Origin of the sequence: Bacillus sp. FSL E2-0195 (assembly GCF_038003645.1) — a bacterium.
In the GTDB taxonomy this organism is placed as follows: domain Bacteria; phylum Bacillota; class Bacilli; order Bacillales; family Bacillaceae_G; genus Bacillus_A; species Bacillus_A mycoides.
On record NZ_JBBOPN010000001.1, the window covers coordinates 1,052,275 to 1,073,151 of the forward strand.

Consider the following 20,877-nt stretch of genomic DNA (forward strand, 5'->3'; position numbering starts at 1 on the left):
GATGGGAATGAAAATTGGGAACGATCCCTTTCATAAGCGTACTGCAACAGGTATTGGGGATCAATTTATGCGACAGGCTGTCAGGAAAGCGCAAGATGGTCTGAGAGTCAAGAAATTAAAAGCTACTGAGAGTCTTGGAAACTGGGAAGAATGGCGAGCTTTAGGAGAAGAAATTCGAAAGCATACATTAGAAAACCTTGATTATTATTTATATGAGCTGAGTGAAAATATTGAGAAAAACGGTGGTTTCGTTTATTTCGCAAAGACTGCAGAAGACGCAAGGGAATATGTAAAAGAGATTGTAAAAAAGAAAAACGCGAAAAAAATTGTGAAATCAAAATCGATGGTAACGGAAGAGATTAGTTTAAATGAAGCGATTGAAGAAGCTGGAGCGGAAGTGTTAGAAACAGATCTTGCTGAATTTATTCTACAAGTGAACGACCACGACCCTCCATCACATATTGTTGTTCCGTGTCTTCACAAAGATAAAGAACACATTTGTGAAATATTTAAAACAAAGTTAAATTATACTGGAACATCTGATCCTACGGAAATGGCGAGGTTTGTAAGATCGTATTTACGTGATGATTTTTTTGCAGCGGATATAGGGGTGACTGGATGTAACTTTGCTGTTGCTGAGTCGGGATCAATTTCTATCGTAGCAAACGAAGGAAATGCAAGACTTACTACGACACTTCCGAAAACGTTGATTACAGTTATGGGGATGGAACGTATTGTTCCGACATGGGAAGAGCTTGATGTTTTAGTAACACTTCTATGCCGAAGTTCTGTAGGACAAAAGTTAACAAGTTATATTACAGGATTAACTGAGCCTGGCGGAACAGATGGACCTGAGGAATTTCATTTAGTCATTGTTGATAATGGTCGTTCCGATATTGTAGGAACAGAATTCCAAAGTGTCCTTCAGTGCATTCGTTGCGCGGCATGTATTAATGTGTGTCCTGTATACAGGCATATTGGTGGACATGCATATGGCTCTATTTATCCAGGACCAATTGGAGCTGTGTTGACACCGCTTTTAGGGGGATATGATGAATATAAGGATTTACCTTACGCATCTAGCCTTTGTGGTGCTTGTACAGAAGCGTGTCCAGTGAAAATCCCGTTACATGACTTATTAATTAAACACCGCAGCCGCATTGTAGAAGAAAAACAATCACCTGTAGCTTGGAATGTGGCTATGAAAGGTTTTGAAAAAGCGGTGAAGAGTCCTAGACTATTTTCTTTTGCAGCGAAGAGCGCTCCGTATGCATTAAAACCTCTTGCAAAAGGGGATAAGATCGAGCGTGGAATTGGGCCGTTAAAAGCTTGGACGGATGCGAGAGATTTTCCAGTTCCGAAAAAACAACCGTTTCGAGAGTGGTTTGAAAAACACGAAAAGGAGAACAATGATGGCCATCCAAAATCGTGAGGAATTTTTACTCCAGTTATCAGAAAAGCTTGGTAGGAAACGTCCAGAAGCAGTGGAAAAACCGAACTGGTCTTTTTCCCCGCAGTGGACTGTTTTTGACGGACTGGCGCAAGACGAACTTGTATTAAAGTTAATAGAGCACTGCGAAGTCATTCATACAGAAGTAAAGCGAACAACAAAGGGAAATCTTGTTGAAACATTGGGGTCTTTTATAAAAGAATGGAATATCAAATCTGTTATATGTTCGAATGATGAGCGCTTTAATGAGTATGGTCTTACGCCATGTTTCAGCAATAAAGGTACAACACATTTTCGTACATGGGGATTAGAACATAAAGAAGAGGACATAGCATTTGCGAAAGCTGCTGACCTTGGCATTACGTTCAGTGATATGACTTTGGCAGAATCAGGAACCGTTGTACTATTTAATGACGGGTTAAAAGGAAGACATGTGAGTCTTCTTCCGGAGTCATATATTGCAATCGTTCCTAAAAGTACGATTGTACCAAGATTAACCCAAGCTACAAAACTGATTCATGATCAAAATAAAGCGGGAGAAAACTTGCCGGCTTGTGTGAACTTCGTTTCTGGTCCGTCAAATAGCGCGGATATTGAAATGAACCTTGTCGTAGGTGTGCATGGGCCAATCCGAACAGCGTATATTATTGTGGATGATCAATAACGATTTACGTGTGCGAGTTGGAAATATAGATGAAGCATTATAAGAATACTGAAAATAGAAAGCGCTGGCTGTTAAATATAACCGGGGCTTTCTATTTTGTGTGCCCTTACTGGTGAAGAAACCTTAAGAAGGAAAATTTTAATCTCTGTTTCAGTTTTCTACGCTACTATAACTAACTGAATTGTGTCTTTTCTTAGAAGCTAAACACACTATAACTAGCTCCAATTATAATGAATACGATAAAGAGCAGAATGATTAATAAAAGCCCACTACTACCGCTCTTACCATCTTTGCCATCTTCACCGCCGCCGCTACCACCTTTACCGCCAGATCCCATATGAAAATCCTCCTTATCGTTATACATTGTTTTTACTTTATATTTTTCTAGGTTCATGAAGAAGTTCCTTTTAAAACTCTAATTAACTTGCAAATCATTCATTTTCATTTTACAATTTATTTACCGACCGGTAAGTAAAAATAGAAGAGGTACAGTATGACAAAAAATTTACAAACATCGCAGCACATTGTAGATGCATCATTTAAACTAATGGCAGAGCACGGCATTGAGAAGATGAGTCTTTCAATGATTGCGAAAGAAGTAGGTATATCAAAGCCAGCTATTTATTATCATTTTCCGTCTAAAGAAGCGCTAGTTGATTTTTTATTTGAAGAGATTTTTTCTGGATATTATTTCGTCAATTACTTCGATAAAGAACAATATACGAAAGAAAACTTTGCAGAAAAGTTAATCGCAGATGGTTTACATATGTTGTCTGAGTATAGAGGTCAAGAAGGCATATTACGCGTTATAAATGAATTCATCGTAACGGCGACGCGAAATGAAAAGTATCAGAAACGCTTATTTGAAATACAAGAAGAGTTTTTAAATGGATTCCACGATTTATTAAAGAAAGGTGTGGAACTTGGTGTTGTGTCACAACATGCAACTGAAGAAAACGCGCATACATTAGCGCTCGTTATTGATAATATGAGTAATTACATATTAATAGGATTCCAGTTAAAGTATAAAGAAATTTGGATTCAAAATGTGAAAAACGTAATGAAGGAGGGGGAATAAAAATGAAAATGCAGAAAAACTGGTGGCTCGGTTTCCTTGGATTTGTGGGAGTGTATAAAATTCCAGGTATGATTGAAGCTTTCCAAGCGGATAAAGGTTGGCTCGCATTAATTAGTTTAGTTTGGCTCCTTTGGTTCGGATATTTTATTCCTGAGAAAAAAACGGATAAATAATAAATTTTCAATTTTATGTAAAGTTATGTAAAATATAGATTGAGACAATTCATATATTAGATTAATAGATTTGGAGTGGTTACATGGATCCATTGAAAAATGAAATTCATCCTGACATGGTCAAGGTGTGGAAAGTTCGTGCTGTAATTGAAGAAGGGATCGGTATTCTCGTCATTTTAGCTTACCTGTTCCTTATGATAAAGTTTGATTGGTGGGCGTGGATTTTGTATGTGATGGTTGGGTTAACAGTTGCGCTAGCACCATTTTCGTATTTTGTATTCCCGAAACTACGTCAGCGTTATTATAGCTATCAATTAAATGAAGAAGAGCTTGAAATTCAGCACGGTCTTTTCGTAGTAAAGCGCGTATTAGTACCGATGATTCGTGTACAGCACGTGACAATTGAACAAGGGCCAATTATGAGAAAACATGGATTAGCAGAATTACATATTGCAACGGCAGCAACTTCTCACAGCATTCCAGGCTTAACGATGTATGAAGCAGAAATGTTAAAAACGAGAATCGCAGAATTAGCGAAAGTGAGTGATGAGGATGTATAAGAGGCAGCATCCCATTACGATGTTATTAGAATTAAAAATAACAGACTTTATACCATTACTTATTTTCATGTTTAGTTTAAATGGAAAGTTTCCATTTTGGTATTTAATTCCCGCTGGATTCGGTTTACTCACCGTCTTTTCAGCGTTTGAAAAATGGTATTACACAACATACTGGGTTGAAAATAACGTATTACATGTTAAACAAGGGCTCTTTGTGAAGAAGGAGAGCTACTTAAATAAAGAACGTGTCCAAACGATTAATACAAGTTCAAACGTGTTATATCAAATGCTCGGTTTAAAGAAAATTCAAATCGAAACAGCTTGCGGAGGCGATGATGCCGAAGTAAGCCTAGCTGGTATTACAGAAGATGAGGCGAAGGAGCTTATTTCCTTACTAAATGAGCCAACTCCAGAAGTAAAAGCAGAAGAAACATCAGAAGAAGTAGTAGAAAAAGAAGTTATGACAGAGGAAAAGCAAGCGACAGAGTACAAATTAACTTTGAAAGAAATTTTATTAGCATCTGTTACATCCGGTCAATTTGGATTATTATTCTCATTAATCTTTTTCGTGTATCACCAAGTAGATGAGTACATTCCGAAATGGATAAAAAATAGCGTAGAGTCGTATGTAATGGATCATGATATATACGGCTGGATTTACATGGTAGCTATTTTACTCGTCCTTTCGTGGATTATATCTACAATTGGTTACGCGTTAAAACATGGTAATTTCACAGTAAATCGAAAAAACGATGAAGTGCGTATTTCTCAAGGATTACTTGAAAGGAAAGAACTTGTACTAAAGTTACACCGCATTCAAGGGATTACGATAAAAGAAGGTATTTTCCGTCAGATGTTCGGTTATTGTGCTGTGCAAGTCGAAGTCATTCAAAGTAAGGGATTGGGAGAAGAGAAAGACAAAGTTACGCTGCATCCGATTATTCGAAAAGATCGTGTGCAAGAGTTACTCGCTCATTTACAATTGCCATATGAACTGAATACAAATATTACTGCATTACCAAAAGCAGCCTTGCGCCGTTATTTAATTGATAGTTTCATTTTCTTCGCAATGCTAGCAGTCCCGCTTACTGGGATAAGCATATACTTTGAAAAGTATTTCATCATGTGGGCGTTGTTACCGCTAGCTATCCTCATCTTTACACTTGGATACGCAACATTTAAAACAAATGGTTACGGTGTAAACGGAGAACAAATTACGATTATACATCGTAGTATTGGGAAACATACAGGACTTGTAAGAAGAAGACACGTCCAATCAATTGAAAAAACACAATCATATTTCCAGCGCCGAGCGGATTTATGTACGTATACGTTTTCTAGTGCATCATCGAATTATAAACTAGAGCATACGAGAGTAGAAGATGCGGAGAGAATGCAGGATTGGTATAAGAAGAGAATAAGTGAGGATTAATTTAAAAAAGCTTGCCTATTATGAAAGGCAGGCTTTTTTGTTATGGAGAAATGAGTAGTTTGATTCATATATGGGTGCAAATACAGCTCACATTTCTCAATACGTATCAGAAAAAAAGTAGTACCTTTCTATTTCAGGGAAATTCGTGAAATTTTTGATATAAATGGTATACTAATATAGAAATAATATTAGGAGGTTATATATGATAAGTCAGTTGAAAAGAGAAGCACTTGATGCATTAAAAGGAAAATGGGGATTAGCGGTAGGGGCAACCTTATTACTTGGAATCCTTATTGGAGCTGTTGAACTTCTAATTACAGGTGTTTTCTCGATGTTTTGGGGTTGGGAGGAAGCAAGTGATTCGCTTATAGTAAGTATTATTGCAATGCTTGTTATTGGTCCGTTAACAATAGGCGCCTACTATCTTGTTTTAAATGTAATCCGTGAGACTAGTGCTCGCATTGGTGATTTATTTAGATGGTTTAGCGATGGAAGTAAGCTTATGAAGTCGTTTTTAACATATTTACTAATGTATGTATACTTGATGCTATGGACATTACTTCTTATTATTCCGGGTATTATTAAATCATTTTCTTATTCTATGACGTATTTTATTTTGAATGATCGTCCAGAATACACAGCGAATCAAGCAATTACCGAAAGTCGCCATATGATGAATGGACATAAAATGGATTACTTTTTACTGTGCTTAAGTTTCCTTGGCTGGTTCATTTTAAGTATTCTTACTTTAGGAATCGGTTTCTTATGGTCTGCACCTTATTTCTACGCGACATCGGCAGCATTTTATGAAGAGATTTCAAAAGAATATTATAAAAAAGAAGGTACTAGCTTCTAATAAACCACCTAAACCACTTGTCCCCTAAAGAATATAGGGAACAGACGGTTTAGGTGTTTTGATATGTGTTCTGTTTTCGGGTTCACTTCAGGATAAGGTATAGGTTTTTATCCCGCTATTTGTGGGCAGTAAAACTCCCACATCAAAATTCAGGTGGAGCAAAGAAGTTAGGTGGGAGTCGGGCTGCCCGTAAACGCCCGATTGATGCGGGCTGATTAAAGCTTCACTTTATATAGAAATTCTTCCCTCTATGTTTTATCATAGAGGGGTATTTTTTTATGTGAAAATGATAGAAAATAATGAATAATATATGTGAAGGGAAAAGTGAGGTGAGCATGTTTGAGGAAATTTTTAATTCCGTATTCCCATTCTTTATTAAGTTTATTTATTTCAATGACGATAGTTCAAATATACGATGAGAAGGGGATTTTCGAAGGAGGGCTATTTTCTATTTTTACGAATCTTTTTATTGCTATGGCCAACATGTTGGCTGCTACTTTGATAATTGGAATCCCTGTTGTTTTAGTTGGCTGTCTTCTTGGGGAGATATTGTTTAGGTGTGTTATTTTACCTGTAAAGCTACATTTTATTCCATCCTTAATTTTATATATTCTCTTAGCTATAAGTATTGTTTTTGGTTATGAAGTTATATCTGACGGGTTCCCTACAATATATGAAAATACGCGTATTGTTGTAATGATGTACTTTATGGGACTAACTGTCATTTGCTCTATTACATTTTTAGTAAGCAGGACTACATATGAAGAGAAATAAGGTGATTATATGAAATACACTTGTCCATGCTGCGGATATAAAACGTTAGAAGAAGAACCACCAGGTACATATGAAATCTGTAACATATGTTATTGGGAAGATGATCCTGTTCAGTTTAACGATCATGACTTTGAAGGCGGAGCAAATGAGCCCTCGTTAAGACAAGCGCAGAGAAATTTCATTGCGTTTGGTGCTTGCGAGGAATGTTTCGTTGGATCAGTTAGAAAGCCGACTAGTGAAGATGTGAAGGATGTTAGTTGGAGAGAAATTTGTTAAGTGGTTTATAGGTAGAAAATGTTATTACTTATAGAAAGAGAAGTAATAACATTTTTTATTTAGTGATTAAAGAATTGGCACCGTCTTATAAAATAAAACAATAAAGCTGATAGGGTGGTAGGAAGACCAGCGTCGAAAAATGCTTGAAAACTAAAGGATAGGAAATCGACTCGTTAAAATTGTATTTCACATTTATGGGAATATTAGGAATTTATATAAATGTATAGATGTATAGTCTACGGAGTGTATTTAATGTTATCATATTGGATGATATGGAAATTTTTAATAGAAGAAGCAACTAACAATTCAAATGTAATGAAGCCTATATTGAATAAAAAATATCTAGTAGTATTCAACAATATTAAAAATAAAATACGTATTTAGATAGAATTAGTAGAAATGAGGGTTTAAAAAGGAATGAACACGAGCATAACACGGCAAAAAATTTTAGCCGCCGCTTCTCAAATTGTTCAATTTAAAGGAGTAGCTAAGTTAACTTTAGAAGCAGTAGCAAAAGAGGCAGGTGTAAGTAAAGGTGGGTTATTGTATCACTTTTCAAATAAAGAAGCTTTAATAGAAGGCATGATACTTAAAGGGACAGAGGAGTATCATGGTGCTATTCATAATAAGGTAACGGAAGGCACAGAGAAGAAAGGAAGGTGGGTTCGTTCTTTTGTAGAGGAAAGATTAAGTAATGAGAAAAGAACAGAAGAGTTGTGTAGTAGTATGATGGCAGCATTAATGCTAAAACCTGAATTACTTGAGCCATTACAACAAGCATTTCAGCAATTGCAAACTAAAATAGAAAATGATGAAATGGATTCTGTTTGTGCCACAATTATTAGATTAGCAGCTGATGGATTATGGTATTCGGAATATTTAGGAACCGGAAGACTAAGTCCTAAATTAAGAGAAAAAGTGATTCAAGCCCTTATTAATGCTTCCTATAAATAGAATATATAAACTATAGAATAAAAAAATTCCCCATTGGTGTATTTAATCCGGCGGGGAATTTTTTTTTTTTATTAGAATAATAGAACAATTGTATAGGGTGTTGAATTATAACCGTCCAGACGGTATAGTAATATTTGGTTCAAAAGGAAAATGAAACAAAAAAATAATAGAAAATATTTTTAGCACACTATTCGAAAGGATAGGCCGCAAAGCTTAGAGTCTACGGTAATATATATTGGTTACTAAGATCGTCTGGTTGCACTTTTTGATGCAATCGGACGATCTTTTTTTATTATATAAATATAATATTCAAGGAGGAAAATATGCAAGCGAAAAGTACTAAAAGGCACATTTCAATGGTTTCATTAGTTTTTCTAGTATTATTTTCAGTGCTGAATGTGTGGGCTCCAGTTATTCAAGCTGCTGTGATGAAAAGTCCAGTGGATGATATTAGCATTTCCCGTACTGATGGCACGACATCTGAACCATATCAGGCCTCAGATGGTATGAAAGTAGAAGTGAAGTGGTCAGCTAAAGAACAGATAAAGAGTGGAGATCAATTCACAATTGATATGCCAAAAGAATTTCGAAAAGATCTTATGAATCTGAGTTTTCCTTTAAAAGATGCTGAAGGAAAAATAGTTGGTACATGTGATATGAAAAATGGTCTATTGACGTGTACTATGGGTGATTATGTAGAAGGAAAGAATAACATTAAAGGTTCTTTATTCGTAGAATTCTATTTTGCTCTAGAAGCATATGATGGTGTTCAAAAAATCCCATTAGAATTTAACGTTGATGGTCAAATCGTAAATAAAGAAGTAAGTGTAAATAATACGACAGAGAGACCGAAGCCACAGCCCAATACAGATAATCTATTGAAATGGGGTTCTTATAATCAGGAAGATCCTTCAATTGCAGACTGGATGGTATATGTAAATGCAACTGGAACAGAAATGCAAGATCTTAAATTAACAGACACATTAGGACCTGGGCATGAGTTAATTACAGACAGCGTAGTATTAGAAGAGGCTGTATTTGAAGATGGCTATGCACCAACAAATGTTAAGCCAGCAGATTTATCTAAAATTAAAATCAATACAACGAAGACTGGATTTACAATTGAATTTCCAGACAGTTCAAAAGGTTATATTTTAAGATATAAAACAAAGATTACCAATCCCGCTGCAAAGCCTCATAAAAATACAGTGAAATTAGAAGGCAAAAATATTAAAACTGAAGAAAAAGTAGGACAAGTATTTGTAAGTGGTGGGGGAGGAACCGGTTCAGGTGACGATAATCCACCTAGCATTGAAAAGAATATAGTTGATGAGAAGGGTAAGCTTGTAGAAAATCAGCAGTTAACACAAATGAATCAACCTATTCAATATCAGGTTGGTACGCATATACCACAAGATCCGCCTAATTATACATCGATGGTAATTAGTGATGATTTAGAAGATGTTTTAGAAGTATTAGAGGCAAAAGTATATGATCAAAATGGCCAAGATATTACTTCTAAAGGAACACTAACGATAGATAAACAAAAAAGTGAAGTAACATTTACGTTCGGTGAGAGCTTTGACTATAAGTCGTATGAAGACCAGATAATCAACTTGAATATTAAGGCGAAAATTAAAGCTGATGCAGACTTATCTTCTTATGTAGATAAGAAAATTCCTAATAAAGCAGAGTTACATTATGATGATAAGAAATTAACATCGAATGAAGTAACGGTTACGCCGCCGGAACCTCCAAAAGAAGGTACAGTAGCTATTCATAAAATAGATGCTGAGGATCCGAATAAAGAGTTAACAGGTGCCGAATTTGAAGTTCGAAATAGTGAGGATAAGGTTGTTGCAGTACTGAAAACAGGCGAAAAAGGTTTTTCAGCCCCTCAAACTTTAGCACCTGGAACGTATAAAATTTATGAAAAAGTAGCACCTGAAGGATATCAAAAATTAACAAATCCGGTAGAGGTTACACTTCAAGCTGGAGAAACAAAAACAATTGAAATTAAAAATACCATGCAAAAGGGTCAAATTGAATTAAAGAAAATTGATTCGGAAAATGGTGGTAAAGCATTAGCAAATGCAGAGTTTGATATAGTAAAAGACGGTGTAGTAGTTGAGCATATTATTACAGATAAAGACGGTAAGGCAATTTCTAAACCGTTAGCACCAGGAAAATATATTTTAAAAGAAACGAAAGCGCCCGAAGGATACCAATTAAAAGAAAAAGAGTTCGAAGTAAATGTAACAGGGGACGGCATATTCCCAATAACAGTAGAAAATGCAATGGTAGACAAAGGTAATGTAGAAATTACAAAAGTGGACAAAGAAAGCGGCGCAGTATTAGCGGGTGTCGAATTTGAAGTCCAAGATGAGAAAGATAAAGTGGTAAGAAAAGTAGTAACAGATAAAGATGGAAAAGCAAACGTTTCAGATCTATCAGTAGGAAAGTACAAATTAGTAGAGACGAAAAGCTTACCAGGTTACAAGAAACTAACAGAATCAGTATCATTTGAAATTAAAAAAGGTATGACGACAGTCCTATCATTGAAAGTAGAAAATGAGCAGTTAGACAAAGGCTCATTAGAAATTACAAAAGTAGATAAAGACAGTCAAAAAGTATTAGAAGGCGTAGTCTTCGAAGTGCAAGATGAAAAAGGAAAAGTGGTAAAAAAAGTAACGACAGATAAAGATGGAAAAGCGAATGTCTCAGACTTATCAGTAGGAAAATACAAATTAGTAGAGACGGAAAGCTTACCAGGTTACAAAAAATTAACAGAGCCAGTATCATTCGAAATTAAAAAAGGTATGACAGAAGTCTTATCAATGAAAGTAGAAAATGAGCAGTTAGATAAAGGCTCAGTAGAAATTATAAAAGTAGATAAAGACAGCCAAAAAGCATTAGAAGGTGTAGTCTTCGAAGTGCAAGATGAAGCTGGAAAAGTAATAAAGAAAGTAACAACAGATAAAAATGGGAAAGCAAAAATTGCAGACCTATCAGTAGGGAAATACAAACTAGTAGAAGTTGAAAGTTTACCAGACTATAAGAAACTAACAGAGCCAGTATCATTTGAAATCAAAAAAGGCATGACCGAGGTACTATCATTAAAAGTAGAAAATGAAATGGTAGATACGGGAAACGTAGAGATAACGAAGATAGATAAAGATAATAAGGCGCCGTTAGCGGGAGTAACGTTTGTTGTCCAAGATGAGAAGGGCAATGAGGTGAAAAAAGTAACGACAGATAAAGATGGAAAAGCAAATGTTTCAGATTTACCTGTAGGAAAGTATGAATTAGTAGAGGTAGAAAGTTTACCTGGTTATAAAAAGTTAGAAAAACCAGTATCATTTGAAATTAAAAAAGGTATGACGAAGTCTTTAACATTTACTGTAGAAAACGAAATGGTGGATACGGGGAATGTTGAAATCACGAAAATAGACAAAGATAGTAAAGCACCATTAGAAGGTGTTGTGTTTGAAGTACGTGATTCAAAAGGTAAAGTAGTTACTAAAGTAACAACGGATAAAGATGGAAAAGCAAATGTTTCAGATTTATCTATTGGAAAGTATGAGTTGGTAGAAGTAGAAACACCAGCAGGATACAAACCGCTAGAAAAACCAATTTCATTCGAGATTGAAAAAGGTAGAGTTACAGCATTACAATTAACTGTCGAAAATGAATTAGTGGATACAGGAAATGTAGAAATTACAAAAGTAGACAAAGAAAATAAAGATGCTTTAGCTGATGCCGTATTTGAGATTCAAGACGAAGCAGGACAAGTAGTCGCTAAAATAACGACAGATAAAAAAGGACACGCACAAGTTACTAATTTATCAGTTGGAACATACAAGTTGGTAGAGGTAAATGCACCAAAAGGATATAAGCAATTAGTAGATCCTATTACTTTCCAAATTGAAAAAGGTATGACAAAATCTCTTGCTTTAACAGTAGAAAACGAAATGTTAGACAAGGGTAATGTAGAAATTACAAAAGTAGATAAAGAAGGCCAAAAAGCGTTAGCGGGCGTAGTCTTTGAAGTACAAGATGAAGCAGGCAAAGTAGTAACAGAAGTAACGACAGATAAAGATGGAAAAGCAAAAATTGCTGATTTATCTGCAGGAAAGTACAAATTAGTAGAGAAAGAAAGCTTACCAGGTTACAAAAAGTTAGCAGAACCAGTATCATTTGAAATCAAAAAAGGTATGACGGAAGTCTTATCATTGAAAGTAGAGAATGAGCAGTTAGATAAAGGTTCAGTGGAAATTACAAAAGTGGACAAAGAAAGTGGCGCAATATTAGCGGGCGTAATTTTCGAAGTGCAAGATGAAAAAGATAAAGTAGTAACAAAAGTAACAACAGATAAAGATGGGAAAGCAACAATTTCAGATTTATCAGTAGGGAAATATAAGCTAGTAGAGGTAGAAAGCTTACCAGGATACAAAAAACTAGCGAAACCAGTATCGTTCGAAATTAAAAAAGGTATGACAGAAGTCCTATCATTGAAAGTAGAGAACGAAAAGTTAGATAAAGGTTCAGTAGAAATTACAAAAGTAGATAAAGACAGTCAAAAAGTATTAGAAGGCGTAGTCTTCGAAGTACAAGATGAGCAAGGAAAAGTAGTAACAGAAGTAACGACAGATAAAGAAGGAAAAGCAAAAATCTCAGACTTATCTGTAGGCAAGTACAAATTAGTAGAAAAAGCAGGCTTACCAGGATACAAAAAATTAACAGAACCAGTATCATTCGAAATTAAAAAAGGTATGACGACAGTCCTATCAATGAAAGTAGAAAATGAGCAGTTAGATAAAGGCTCAGTAGAAATTACAAAAGTAGATAAAGACAGCCAAAAAGTATTAGCAGGCGTGGTCTTTGAAGTACAAGATGAGCAAGGAAAAGTAGTAACAGAAGTAACGACAGATAAAGATGGAAAAGCAAAAATTGCTGATTTATCTGCAGGAAAGTACAAATTAGTAGAGAAAGAAAGCTTACCAGGTTACAAAAAGTTAGCAGAACCAGTATCATTTGAAATTAAAAAAGGTATGACAGAAGTTCTATCATTAAAAATAGAAAATGAAATGGTAGATACGGGAAATGTAGAGATAACGAAGATAGATAAAGATAATAAGGTATCGTTAGCAGGTGTAGTCTTCGAAGTTCAAGACGAAACTGGCAAAGTAGTAACAAAAGTAACAACAGATAAGGAAGGAAAAGCAAACGTTTCAGACTTATCTGTAGGAAAGTACAAGCTGGTAGAAGTAGAGAGCTTACCAGGATACAAAAAATTAGAAAAGCCGGTACCATTTGAAATTAAAAAAGGTATGACAAAATCTCTAGCGTTCACTGTAGAAAACGAAATGGTGGATACGGGGAATGTTGAAATCACAAAAATAGACAAAGATAGTAAAGCACCATTAGAAGGTATTGTATTTGAAGTACGTGATTCAAAAGGGAAAGTAGTAACAAAAGTAAAAACGGATAAAGATGGAAAGGCAAACGTTTCAGATTTATCTATTGGAAAGTATGAGTTGGTGGAGGTAGAAACACCAGCCGGATACAAACCACTAGAAAAACCAATTTTATTCGAAATTGAAAAAGGTAGAGTTACAGCATTACAATTAACTGTCGAAAATGAATTAGTGGATACAGGAAATGTAGAAATTACAAAAGTAGACAAAGAAAATAAAGATGCTTTAGCTGATGCCGTATTTGAGATTCAAGACGAAGCAGGACAAGTAGTCGCTAAAATAACGACAGATAAAAAAGGACACGCACAAGTTACTAATTTATCAGTTGGAACATACAAGTTGGTAGAAGTAAAAGCACCAAAAGGATATAAGCAATTAGTAGATCCGATTACTTTCCAAATTGAAAAAGGTATGACAAAATCTCTTACTTTAACAGTAGAAAACGAAATGTTAGACAAGGGAAATGTAGAAATTACAAAAGTAGATAAAGAGAGCCAAAAAGCATTAGCAGGCGTAGTTTTTGAAGTGCAAGATGAGCAAGGAAAAGTAGTAACAGAAGTAACGACAGATAAAGATGGAAAAGCAAAAGTCTCAGACTTATCTGTAGGCAAGTACAAATTAGTAGAAAAAGCAGGCTTACCGGGATACAAAAAACTAACAGAGCCAGTATCGTTCGAAATTAAAAAAGGTATGACGAAAGTTTTATCATTGAAAGTAGAGAACGAACTGTTAGATAAAGGTTCAGTAGAAATTACAAAAGTAGATAAAGAGAGCCAAAAAGCATTAGCAGGCGTAGTTTTTGAAGTGCAAGATGAGCAAGGAAAAGTAGTAACAGAAGTAACGACAGATAAAGATGGAAAAGCAACAATTTCAGATTTATCTGTAGGAAAGTACAAATTAGTAGAGAAAGAAAGCTTACCAGGATACAAAAAATTAACAGAACCAGTATCATTTGAAATTACAAAAGGTATGACAGAAGTTTTATCAATAAAAGTAGAGAATGAATTATTAGATAAAGGTTCAGTAGAAATTACAAAAGTAGACAAAGAAAGTGGCGCAATATTAGCGGGCGTAATTTTCGAAGTGCAAGATGAGCAAGGAAAAGTAGTAACAGAAGTAACGACAGATAAAGAAGGAAAAGCAACAATTTCAGATTTATCTGTAGGAAAGTACAAATTAGTAGAGAAAGAAAGCTTACCAGGATACAAAAAATTAACAGAACCAGTATCATTTGAAATTACAAAAGGTATGACAGAAGTTTTATCAATAAAAGTAGAGAATGAATTATTAGATAAAGGTTCAGTAGAAATTACAAAAGTAGATAAAGAAAGCCAAAAAGCATTAGAAGGTGTAGTCTTCGAAGTACAAGATGAAGCTGGAACAGTAGTAAAGGAATTAACAACAGATAAAAGTGGAAAAGCAAAAGTCTCAGACTTATCTGTAGGTAAGTACAAATTAGTAGAAAAAGCAGGCTTACCAGGCTACAAAAAACTAACAGAACCAGTATCATTCGAAATTACAAAAGGTATGACGAAAGTTTTATCATTGAAAGTAGAGAATGAGCAGTTAGACAAAGGTTCAGTGGAAATTACAAAAATGGCTGCTGAAAGCAAGAATATATTATCAGGAGCTGTGTTTGAAGTTCATGATGAAAAAGGTAAAGTAGTAGCGAGAGTAACAACAGATAAAGAAGGAAAAGCAAAAGTCTCAGATCTATCTGTAGGTAACTACACACTTGTAGAAGTAGAAGCACCAAAAGGATATGAAAAATTAACTAATCCAATTCCATTTGAAATCACAAAAGGAATGATAAATTCAGTTCAATTAGAAGTATTAAACGAATTGAGTCATTTAGCACCACCAGATCCAGAAAAACCGGAAACAACAGATCCAGAGAAGCCTGGAACAACAGATCCAGAAAAACCGGAAACAACAGATCCAGAGAAACCTGGAACAACGAATCCAGAGAAGCCTGGAACAACGAATCCAGAGAAGCCTGGAACAACAGATCCAGAGAAGCCTGGAACAACGAATCCAGAGAAGCCTGGAACAACGAACCCAGAGAAGCCTGGAACAACGAATCCAGAGAAACCTGAAAAAGAATTACCGAAGACAGGGCAGAAAATGCCTGTGGAATCATATGTGGGAGCACTTCTTGTAATGATGAGTTTTGGATTACTCGTATTAGGTAGAAAAAAGCAAGGATAATAAAAGTGAAAAGGTATCCTCAAAGTATTTGAGGATACCTTTTTTATATTATTTGGCATAAAAAAAAGCATCTAGCAAAAGAATTAGCTGCAAATAAAAAACACAAGGGAAGATAAATGTCTTCCCGCTTCACGAATGTGCTTATTTCAAAAAAAGTATAAAAACTAGCTTTATTATATATATTTGATGTGTAAAGGTATGGAAGGAAAAGGTTATACGTTTTCGTAGTGTTTTGTTGAAAAAAGAGCAATCTATGTAATTAATTTTAATGATTTAGGAAATAAGTCCCGTTCTTAAAGCGTTTGAAGAGCGATAGTCCAATAGTAGGTGGGAGATGAAATTAGGGTTGGAATCTTATTGGATCTTAAAATGTAGAGGGGGGAAAATAATGTAAAAAAAACTATTGTATGTTTAAAATCTTTATGTTACATTTGTGTTACGATAGAGTTACAAATCATGACTTTTGTTACGTTTTGTTTTCTGTTGCTTTTCGGTATGTTACAGATTATAGTTTGTATTCCAATTAGCTGAGAATGTTTAAAGCTGAAGAAATAGCAAACTATAAACGAAAAATGATTTTTCTATGTGTATAAGAGTGTGTGTAGTAAAGATTCTGAGTAAGGGCTTTATTAAAATTCCTTTCTGTCTTAAAAGAAGAAGAAAACCAACTATTTAGGAGTTTTAAGTAATGATAGTAAATGAAATGTACAGTACATATTTACTTTCAGTCTAATTACTACACAGACTTTTATACATATGATGTTATTGTTTTAGGTATATATAGGGGGAGAGAAAATGAGAAAGTTATTAACGGTAATTGGACTTACGTTTTTAATGCTAGCTGGATGTAGTAATGGGGATTTTGACAAAGCAATGGATGAAGGGAATACCGCGTTAACGAATAAAGAATATAAAAATGCTTTATCATCATTTGAACGAGCATTAGATGAGAAAAAAGATGATTCAGATGCAACAGTGCTTGTAGAACAAACGAAAGTAATGATTGAAGCAGTGAAGTTAAAAGAAGAAACAAAGGTAGAAGAATCAATCAAGTCATTTGGAAAAGTAGAGAACATGAAGAATGGAAATAATACGCTTATAAAACAAGCCAAGGAAGAACGAACAGCATTAGTAGCGACCTTAGAACAAAAAAAGAAGTATGAAGAGCAACTGACAAAAAGCGAAGAGTTAATAAGTAAGAAAAATTATGCAGAAGCGAAAGAGATGTTAAATAAGGTAGTTTCAGAAACAAAAGATAACAAGAACCTTGAAGAATATAATAAAAAGGCTTTAGGATTAATCACTAAAATTGGTGAAGAGGAAAAAACTGCAAAGAGTGTAACGACAGCAGCGAAGGCACAAAAAAATGATGCAGTAACGAGTCAAAAGGTAGCGACAGAAAAGAACCAAAAAGCAGAGACAGAAAAGAACCAAAAAACAGAGACAGAAAAGAATCAGAAGGTAGTAACAGAAAAGAACCAAAAAGTAGAGACAGAAAAGAATCAACAGGTAGAGACAGGAAAGAATCAAAATGCATTTACTTTTGAGAAAGCTAAAGAATATATCAAAAAAGAATATAAAGAAGAATATAATTACACGCTAGAGGATACGCAAGTAGAAAATGGAAAGAAATATTATCAAATTAGAGTGCGTACGACATATAAAATAGAAGGTGCAGCTGGAGCAGGATTTACTGGAGTATTCAAGGTGTTCGAAGATGGTACAATTGTTGAAATGCACTAAATTGATGAAAAAGGTACCCTCAAAGTATTTGAGGGTACCTTTTTAGCATAAAAAAAAGCATCTAGCAAAAGTACTAGATGCAAATAAAAACACAAGGGAAGACAAAATTCTTCCCTTTTCCCGTAAGTAATTATATCAAAAAAATTATAAAAAACTAGCTTTATTTTTAATATAATGAATGTGTGAGGCTATGAAAGTAAAAGATTACACTATTTTTATAGTGTTTTATTAAAAAAGGAGTTGTATAAATGATTAATTTCAAACCAGAAAATTTAAACCAACTATTAAAAGTGATGTTAATTAGTGCGAATAAGTCTTATGATGCGATTAAAGATTATGAATTTACGGGGGAAGCAGTAGTATTCCGTGTAGACTTCGAATATATTGACGTTTCTCTAATGATTATAGATATGTTAGGAAGAACTGCTTCTAAATTTAACATTTTGCCATACGCTCGCCCTAATACGAATGAGATAGATTACATTCAGTTTCAGGTGTATTCCATTAATGAAGGGAATTTTAAAGAAATGCTCGACACAATGTAAGAAACTATAATTTTACAAAACTGTATATAACAACTAATATATAATTAATAAATTCATATAATTGGAGTGATGAGATGCAGCCGTTAGAGAGGGAGATTCATTCTAATATGCTAAAAGTGTGGAGAATTCATGCTTTAATTGGGGCAGCGGTTATACTAGCAGTCGTAATTGCGTATTTCTTTTTTATGATTAACTTTAACTGGTGGGGCTGGTTGTTTGGATTGTTAGTGACAGGAGCAGTTATATACATACCACTCGACTATTTTGTATTTCCAAATTTACGTCAACGTTATTATAGTTACAGATTAAATGAAGAAGAGATTGAGATTCAAAAGGGAATGTTCGTTGTAAAACGCGTACTTATTCCGATGATCCGCGTGCAGCACGTAACGATTGAGCAAGGGCCAATTATGAGAAAGTATAATTTAGCAGAATTACATATTTCAACAGCGGCAACTTCTCATAGTATTCCAGGTTTAACGAAAGAAGAAGCAGAACAGTTGAAAAGACAAATTGGAGAGCTTGCGAAAGTGAGTGATGAGGGTGTATAAGAGGCAACATCCGATCACGATATTGTTAGGTATTCGAATTGCGACTTTGTTGCCTTTTATTTTTCTTGTTTTATTTCGTTCAGATGGTGAAGTAAAACCTTGGTATTTCTTACATCTTGTTCTTTTGTTTGTATTATTTATTATGGCTATTTTTTCAGCTGTAAAATGGTATTTCAAAGTATACTGGGTTGAAAATAATATTTTACATATAAAACACGGTGTTTTTGTGAAGAAGGAAAGTTATTTAAATAAAGATCGTGTGCAAAACATTAGTACATCTTCTAATGTCATTTATCAAATGCTTGGGCTTACGAAATTAAATATAGAAGTAGCGGGCGGCGGTAGTGAGCCGGAAGTGATGTTAGCTGGTATTAAAGAAGATGAAGCGAAGGAACTGATTGCCTTATTAAATAAAAAAAGAAGCGCTGCGAGTGAAGAAGTACCCATGGCAGAAGAAAGTAAGACGATTTATCAGTTAACGATGAAAGAGATTTTAGTAGCTTCCATTACGTCTGGTAGATTCGGATTAGTGTTTTCTGGATTACTTCTTATTTACACAGAGTTTAATCAATTTCTTCCAGAATGGCTCATTAATAAAGTAGAAGCGTATGTGATGGATAATGGTGTATATGAATTAATCGTTATGGCCGCGATTTTAATGGCGGTTTCGTGGGTCGTTTCGACAGCTGGTTATGCGCTAAAATATGCGAACTTTAAAATAGAGCGAAACGGAAATGAAATTCGTATTGTGCAAGGGTTATTTGATAAGAAAGAGTTTGTCTTAAAGCTCCACCGCATTCAAGCAATTACTGTGAAAGAAGGAATTCTCCGCCAGCCTTTCGGTTATTGCTCTGTCGAAGTGGAAGTCATTCAAAGTATAGAAGCGGCAGGGAATGAAGTGATGTTACATCCTTTTATGAAGAAAAAAGATGTACAGCAGCTACTTGCCTATTTACAGTTGCCGTATGAAATAGAAGAGGAAATCGTTCATTTACCGAAGGCTGCATTACGCCGTTACGTCGTAATGGGTTGGATTACAAGTGCTGTGCTCGCTGTGCCAATCGCTGGTGCGAGTATATATTTTAAACAACATACTGCGTTGTTCGTTCTTATACCGCTATTTATTGTATTTACAATACTTGCATACGCTAGATATAAAAGTGGTGGATATATGATACGAGACAATCAGTTAGTAATGGTGCACCGAGGTCTCGCGAAATATACAGGGATCATGCGAAGAAGGCATATTCAAGTGGTCGGATACAATCAATCTTATTTTCAAAAGAAAGACGAGTTATGTACAGCTGCTGTAGCGGTGGCGGGACATGGTTATGAAGTGAAGCATATGCGAAAAGAAGACGCGCTTCGCATATATAATTGGTATAAAGAAAAAGGAAACACCGGTGTGTAATGGTGTTTCCTTTTTGTGTGTCGTCATTTGTCGATAAGTCGATATATTTCGAGTTGCGCCGATATATTCGAAAAATCGCCTATATAATTTCACATATCGTTGACTCCGAACTCCGAAAATTAAACTAACACATCAAAAGTAGTCACGAACGACGGGCGAGAGAAAATGCTTTTTTGCTGTTCTGCATGTGGATGCGCCTGAGCCTGAGCCTGTGCTTGTCCTTCTGCTTGTGCAGGGCGTTTTTTATGAGCGTTTTCGAATGAACGTGATTCTGTCCAGTCTTTAAAGTTTTGCTCAGTTTCCCACATCGTTAAGATGACATATGTATCATTACTTAATGGGCGAAGAACACGGATTGCTTGGAAGCCAGGCTCATTTTCGATTAGACCAGCACGGTTTTTAAAACGGTTTTCAAATACAGGGCGACCTTCGTCTGTTACAGAAATGTTGTTACAAACGATGTAGCCAGATTGTCCTTTAAATTCTCCAACAGCGTCTAATACGTCATACTGAAGTGTCGATTCTACAGATTCTTCAGTATTTTCTTTATAAAACATATCTTTTTCGTTATTTTTTGCAGTGAAATGTGCTTGTTCTAGAGGTGTTTCGTATGAAATAATAGCCTTCATTTTAATGCCCCCTTTATGGTTTGTCTCTATTATATCAATTCTCTTAAAAAACTTCGAAGATTATATACATAAAGATACTTCTTTTTCAAATAATAA

General features: G+C 35.0%; 17 protein-coding genes and 1 riboswitch. Of the genes, 15 read left to right on the forward strand and 2 right to left on the reverse strand.

Annotated elements, in window-relative coordinates; translation table 11 throughout:
• Window position 1 precedes the first annotated feature (1 nt).
• Both MHH59_RS05415 and MHH59_RS05420 read left to right on the forward strand, forming a co-directional pair.
• The gene (locus MHH59_RS05415; protein WP_016119766.1) at window positions 2-1,432 is read left to right on the forward strand and encodes a LutB/LldF family L-lactate oxidation iron-sulfur protein; all 1,431 of its coding nucleotides are present in this window, start codon (window positions 2-4) and stop codon (window positions 1,430-1,432) included.
• Window positions 1,413-2,114, forward strand: coding sequence for a LutC/YkgG family protein (locus MHH59_RS05420; RefSeq protein WP_002168962.1), 702 nt, complete (start codon window positions 1,413-1,415; stop codon window positions 2,112-2,114). The genes MHH59_RS05415 and MHH59_RS05420 overlap by 20 nt, the downstream gene beginning before the upstream one ends.
• A 193-nt stretch (window positions 2,115-2,307) precedes the next feature.
• On the opposite strand, the gene MHH59_RS05425 is transcribed toward MHH59_RS05420, so the two are convergent.
• Entirely contained in the window at window positions 2,308-2,451 is a 144-nt protein-coding gene (locus tag MHH59_RS05425) for a sporulation protein YjcZ (protein ID WP_103458299.1), read from the reverse strand.
• Window positions 2,452-2,607: 156 nt separating this feature from the next.
• Between MHH59_RS05425 and MHH59_RS05430 the strand changes: the two genes are divergently transcribed.
• From MHH59_RS05430 to MHH59_RS05490, 13 genes are all read left to right on the forward strand, one after another.
• Window positions 2,608-3,192: a TetR/AcrR family transcriptional regulator gene (locus MHH59_RS05430; protein WP_002125785.1), complete on the forward strand. Its 585-nt coding sequence runs from the start codon at window positions 2,608-2,610 to the stop codon at window positions 3,190-3,192.
• A 2-nt stretch (window positions 3,193-3,194) separates the two neighbouring features.
• Complete coding sequence (locus MHH59_RS05435; protein ID WP_002011131.1) at window positions 3,195-3,365, forward strand: hypothetical protein; 171 nt, start codon at window positions 3,195-3,197, stop codon at window positions 3,363-3,365.
• An 83-nt stretch (window positions 3,366-3,448) separates the two neighbouring features.
• A complete protein-coding gene (locus MHH59_RS05440; protein ID WP_002030228.1) occupies window positions 3,449-3,925 on the forward strand; it encodes a PH domain-containing protein in 477 nt (158 codons plus the stop codon).
• Window positions 3,918-5,357 (forward strand): PH domain-containing protein, encoded by a 1,440-nt coding sequence (locus MHH59_RS05445; RefSeq protein WP_340850925.1) that lies wholly within the window; start codon window positions 3,918-3,920, stop codon window positions 5,355-5,357. The genes MHH59_RS05440 and MHH59_RS05445 overlap by 8 nt, the downstream gene beginning before the upstream one ends.
• 202 nt (window positions 5,358-5,559) lie before the next feature.
• The gene (locus MHH59_RS05450; protein WP_050001287.1) at window positions 5,560-6,213 is read left to right on the forward strand and encodes a DUF975 family protein; all 654 of its coding nucleotides are present in this window, start codon (window positions 5,560-5,562) and stop codon (window positions 6,211-6,213) included.
• A gap of 339 nt (window positions 6,214-6,552) precedes the next feature.
• Window positions 6,553-6,987, forward strand: coding sequence for a hypothetical protein (locus MHH59_RS05455; RefSeq protein WP_002087154.1), 435 nt, complete (start codon window positions 6,553-6,555; stop codon window positions 6,985-6,987).
• Window positions 6,988-6,996: 9 nt separating this feature from the next.
• A complete protein-coding gene (locus tag MHH59_RS05460) occupies window positions 6,997-7,263 on the forward strand; it encodes a CPCC family cysteine-rich protein (RefSeq protein ID WP_050001288.1) in 267 nt (88 codons plus the stop codon).
• A gap of 417 nt (window positions 7,264-7,680) precedes the next feature.
• Window positions 7,681-8,217, forward strand: coding sequence for a TetR/AcrR family transcriptional regulator (locus MHH59_RS05465; RefSeq protein ID WP_340850929.1), 537 nt, complete (start codon window positions 7,681-7,683; stop codon window positions 8,215-8,217).
• 171 nt (window positions 8,218-8,388) lie between these two features.
• Window positions 8,389-8,481: riboswitch (cyclic di-GMP riboswitch) on the forward strand.
• Window positions 8,482-8,540: 59 nt separating this feature from the next.
• Window positions 8,541-15,902 carry a SpaA isopeptide-forming pilin-related protein gene (locus tag MHH59_RS05470; RefSeq protein WP_340850931.1) on the forward strand — a complete coding sequence of 2,454 codons (7,362 nt, stop codon included), beginning with the start codon at window positions 8,541-8,543 and terminating at the stop codon, window positions 15,900-15,902.
• 795 nt (window positions 15,903-16,697) lie between these two features.
• A complete protein-coding gene (locus tag MHH59_RS05475; protein ID WP_340850932.1) occupies window positions 16,698-17,645 on the forward strand; it encodes a hypothetical protein in 948 nt (315 codons plus the stop codon).
• Window positions 17,646-17,893: 248 nt separating this feature from the next.
• Window positions 17,894-18,190, forward strand: coding sequence for a hypothetical protein (locus MHH59_RS05480; protein WP_002168952.1), 297 nt, complete (start codon window positions 17,894-17,896; stop codon window positions 18,188-18,190).
• A 74-nt stretch (window positions 18,191-18,264) separates the two neighbouring features.
• The gene (locus MHH59_RS05485; protein WP_002186468.1) at window positions 18,265-18,741 is read left to right on the forward strand and encodes a PH domain-containing protein; all 477 of its coding nucleotides are present in this window, start codon (window positions 18,265-18,267) and stop codon (window positions 18,739-18,741) included.
• Complete coding sequence (locus tag MHH59_RS05490; protein ID WP_016126675.1) at window positions 18,734-20,152, forward strand: PH domain-containing protein; 1,419 nt, start codon at window positions 18,734-18,736, stop codon at window positions 20,150-20,152. The genes MHH59_RS05485 and MHH59_RS05490 overlap by 8 nt, the downstream gene beginning before the upstream one ends.
• A 119-nt stretch (window positions 20,153-20,271) precedes the next feature.
• On the opposite strand, the gene hmoB is transcribed toward MHH59_RS05490, so the two are convergent.
• The gene (gene hmoB, locus MHH59_RS05495) at window positions 20,272-20,781 is read right to left on the reverse strand and encodes a heme-degrading monooxygenase HmoB (RefSeq protein WP_002168949.1); all 510 of its coding nucleotides are present in this window, start codon (window positions 20,779-20,781) and stop codon (window positions 20,272-20,274) included.
• Between the last annotated feature and the right edge of the window lie 96 nt (window positions 20,782-20,877).

Bases quoted from the DNA above. Each gene is read 5' to 3' on its own strand.
- MHH59_RS05415 (WP_016119766.1), top strand. From the start codon at position 2: ATGGGAATGAAAATTGGGAACGATCCCTTTCATAAGCGTACTGCAACA.
- MHH59_RS05420 (WP_002168962.1), top strand. From the start codon at position 1,413: ATGGCCATCCAAAATCGTGAGGAATTTTTACTCCAGTTATCAGAAAAG.
- MHH59_RS05425 (WP_103458299.1), bottom strand. From the start codon at position 2,451: ATGGGATCTGGCGGTAAAGGTGGTAGCGGCGGCGGTGAAGATGGCAAA.
- MHH59_RS05430 (WP_002125785.1), top strand. From the start codon at position 2,608: ATGACAAAAAATTTACAAACATCGCAGCACATTGTAGATGCATCATTT.
- MHH59_RS05435 (WP_002011131.1), top strand. From the start codon at position 3,195: ATGAAAATGCAGAAAAACTGGTGGCTCGGTTTCCTTGGATTTGTGGGA.
- MHH59_RS05440 (WP_002030228.1), top strand. From the start codon at position 3,449: ATGGATCCATTGAAAAATGAAATTCATCCTGACATGGTCAAGGTGTGG.
- MHH59_RS05445 (WP_340850925.1), top strand. From the start codon at position 3,918: ATGTATAAGAGGCAGCATCCCATTACGATGTTATTAGAATTAAAAATA.
- MHH59_RS05450 (WP_050001287.1), top strand. From the start codon at position 5,560: ATGATAAGTCAGTTGAAAAGAGAAGCACTTGATGCATTAAAAGGAAAA.
- MHH59_RS05460 (WP_050001288.1), top strand. From the start codon at position 6,997: ATGAAATACACTTGTCCATGCTGCGGATATAAAACGTTAGAAGAAGAA.
- MHH59_RS05465 (WP_340850929.1), top strand. From the start codon at position 7,681: ATGAACACGAGCATAACACGGCAAAAAATTTTAGCCGCCGCTTCTCAA.
- MHH59_RS05470 (WP_340850931.1), top strand. From the start codon at position 8,541: ATGCAAGCGAAAAGTACTAAAAGGCACATTTCAATGGTTTCATTAGTT.
- MHH59_RS05475 (WP_340850932.1), top strand. From the start codon at position 16,698: ATGAGAAAGTTATTAACGGTAATTGGACTTACGTTTTTAATGCTAGCT.
- MHH59_RS05480 (WP_002168952.1), top strand. From the start codon at position 17,894: ATGATTAATTTCAAACCAGAAAATTTAAACCAACTATTAAAAGTGATG.
- MHH59_RS05485 (WP_002186468.1), top strand. From the start codon at position 18,265: ATGCAGCCGTTAGAGAGGGAGATTCATTCTAATATGCTAAAAGTGTGG.
- hmoB (WP_002168949.1), bottom strand. From the start codon at position 20,781: ATGAAGGCTATTATTTCATACGAAACACCTCTAGAACAAGCACATTTC.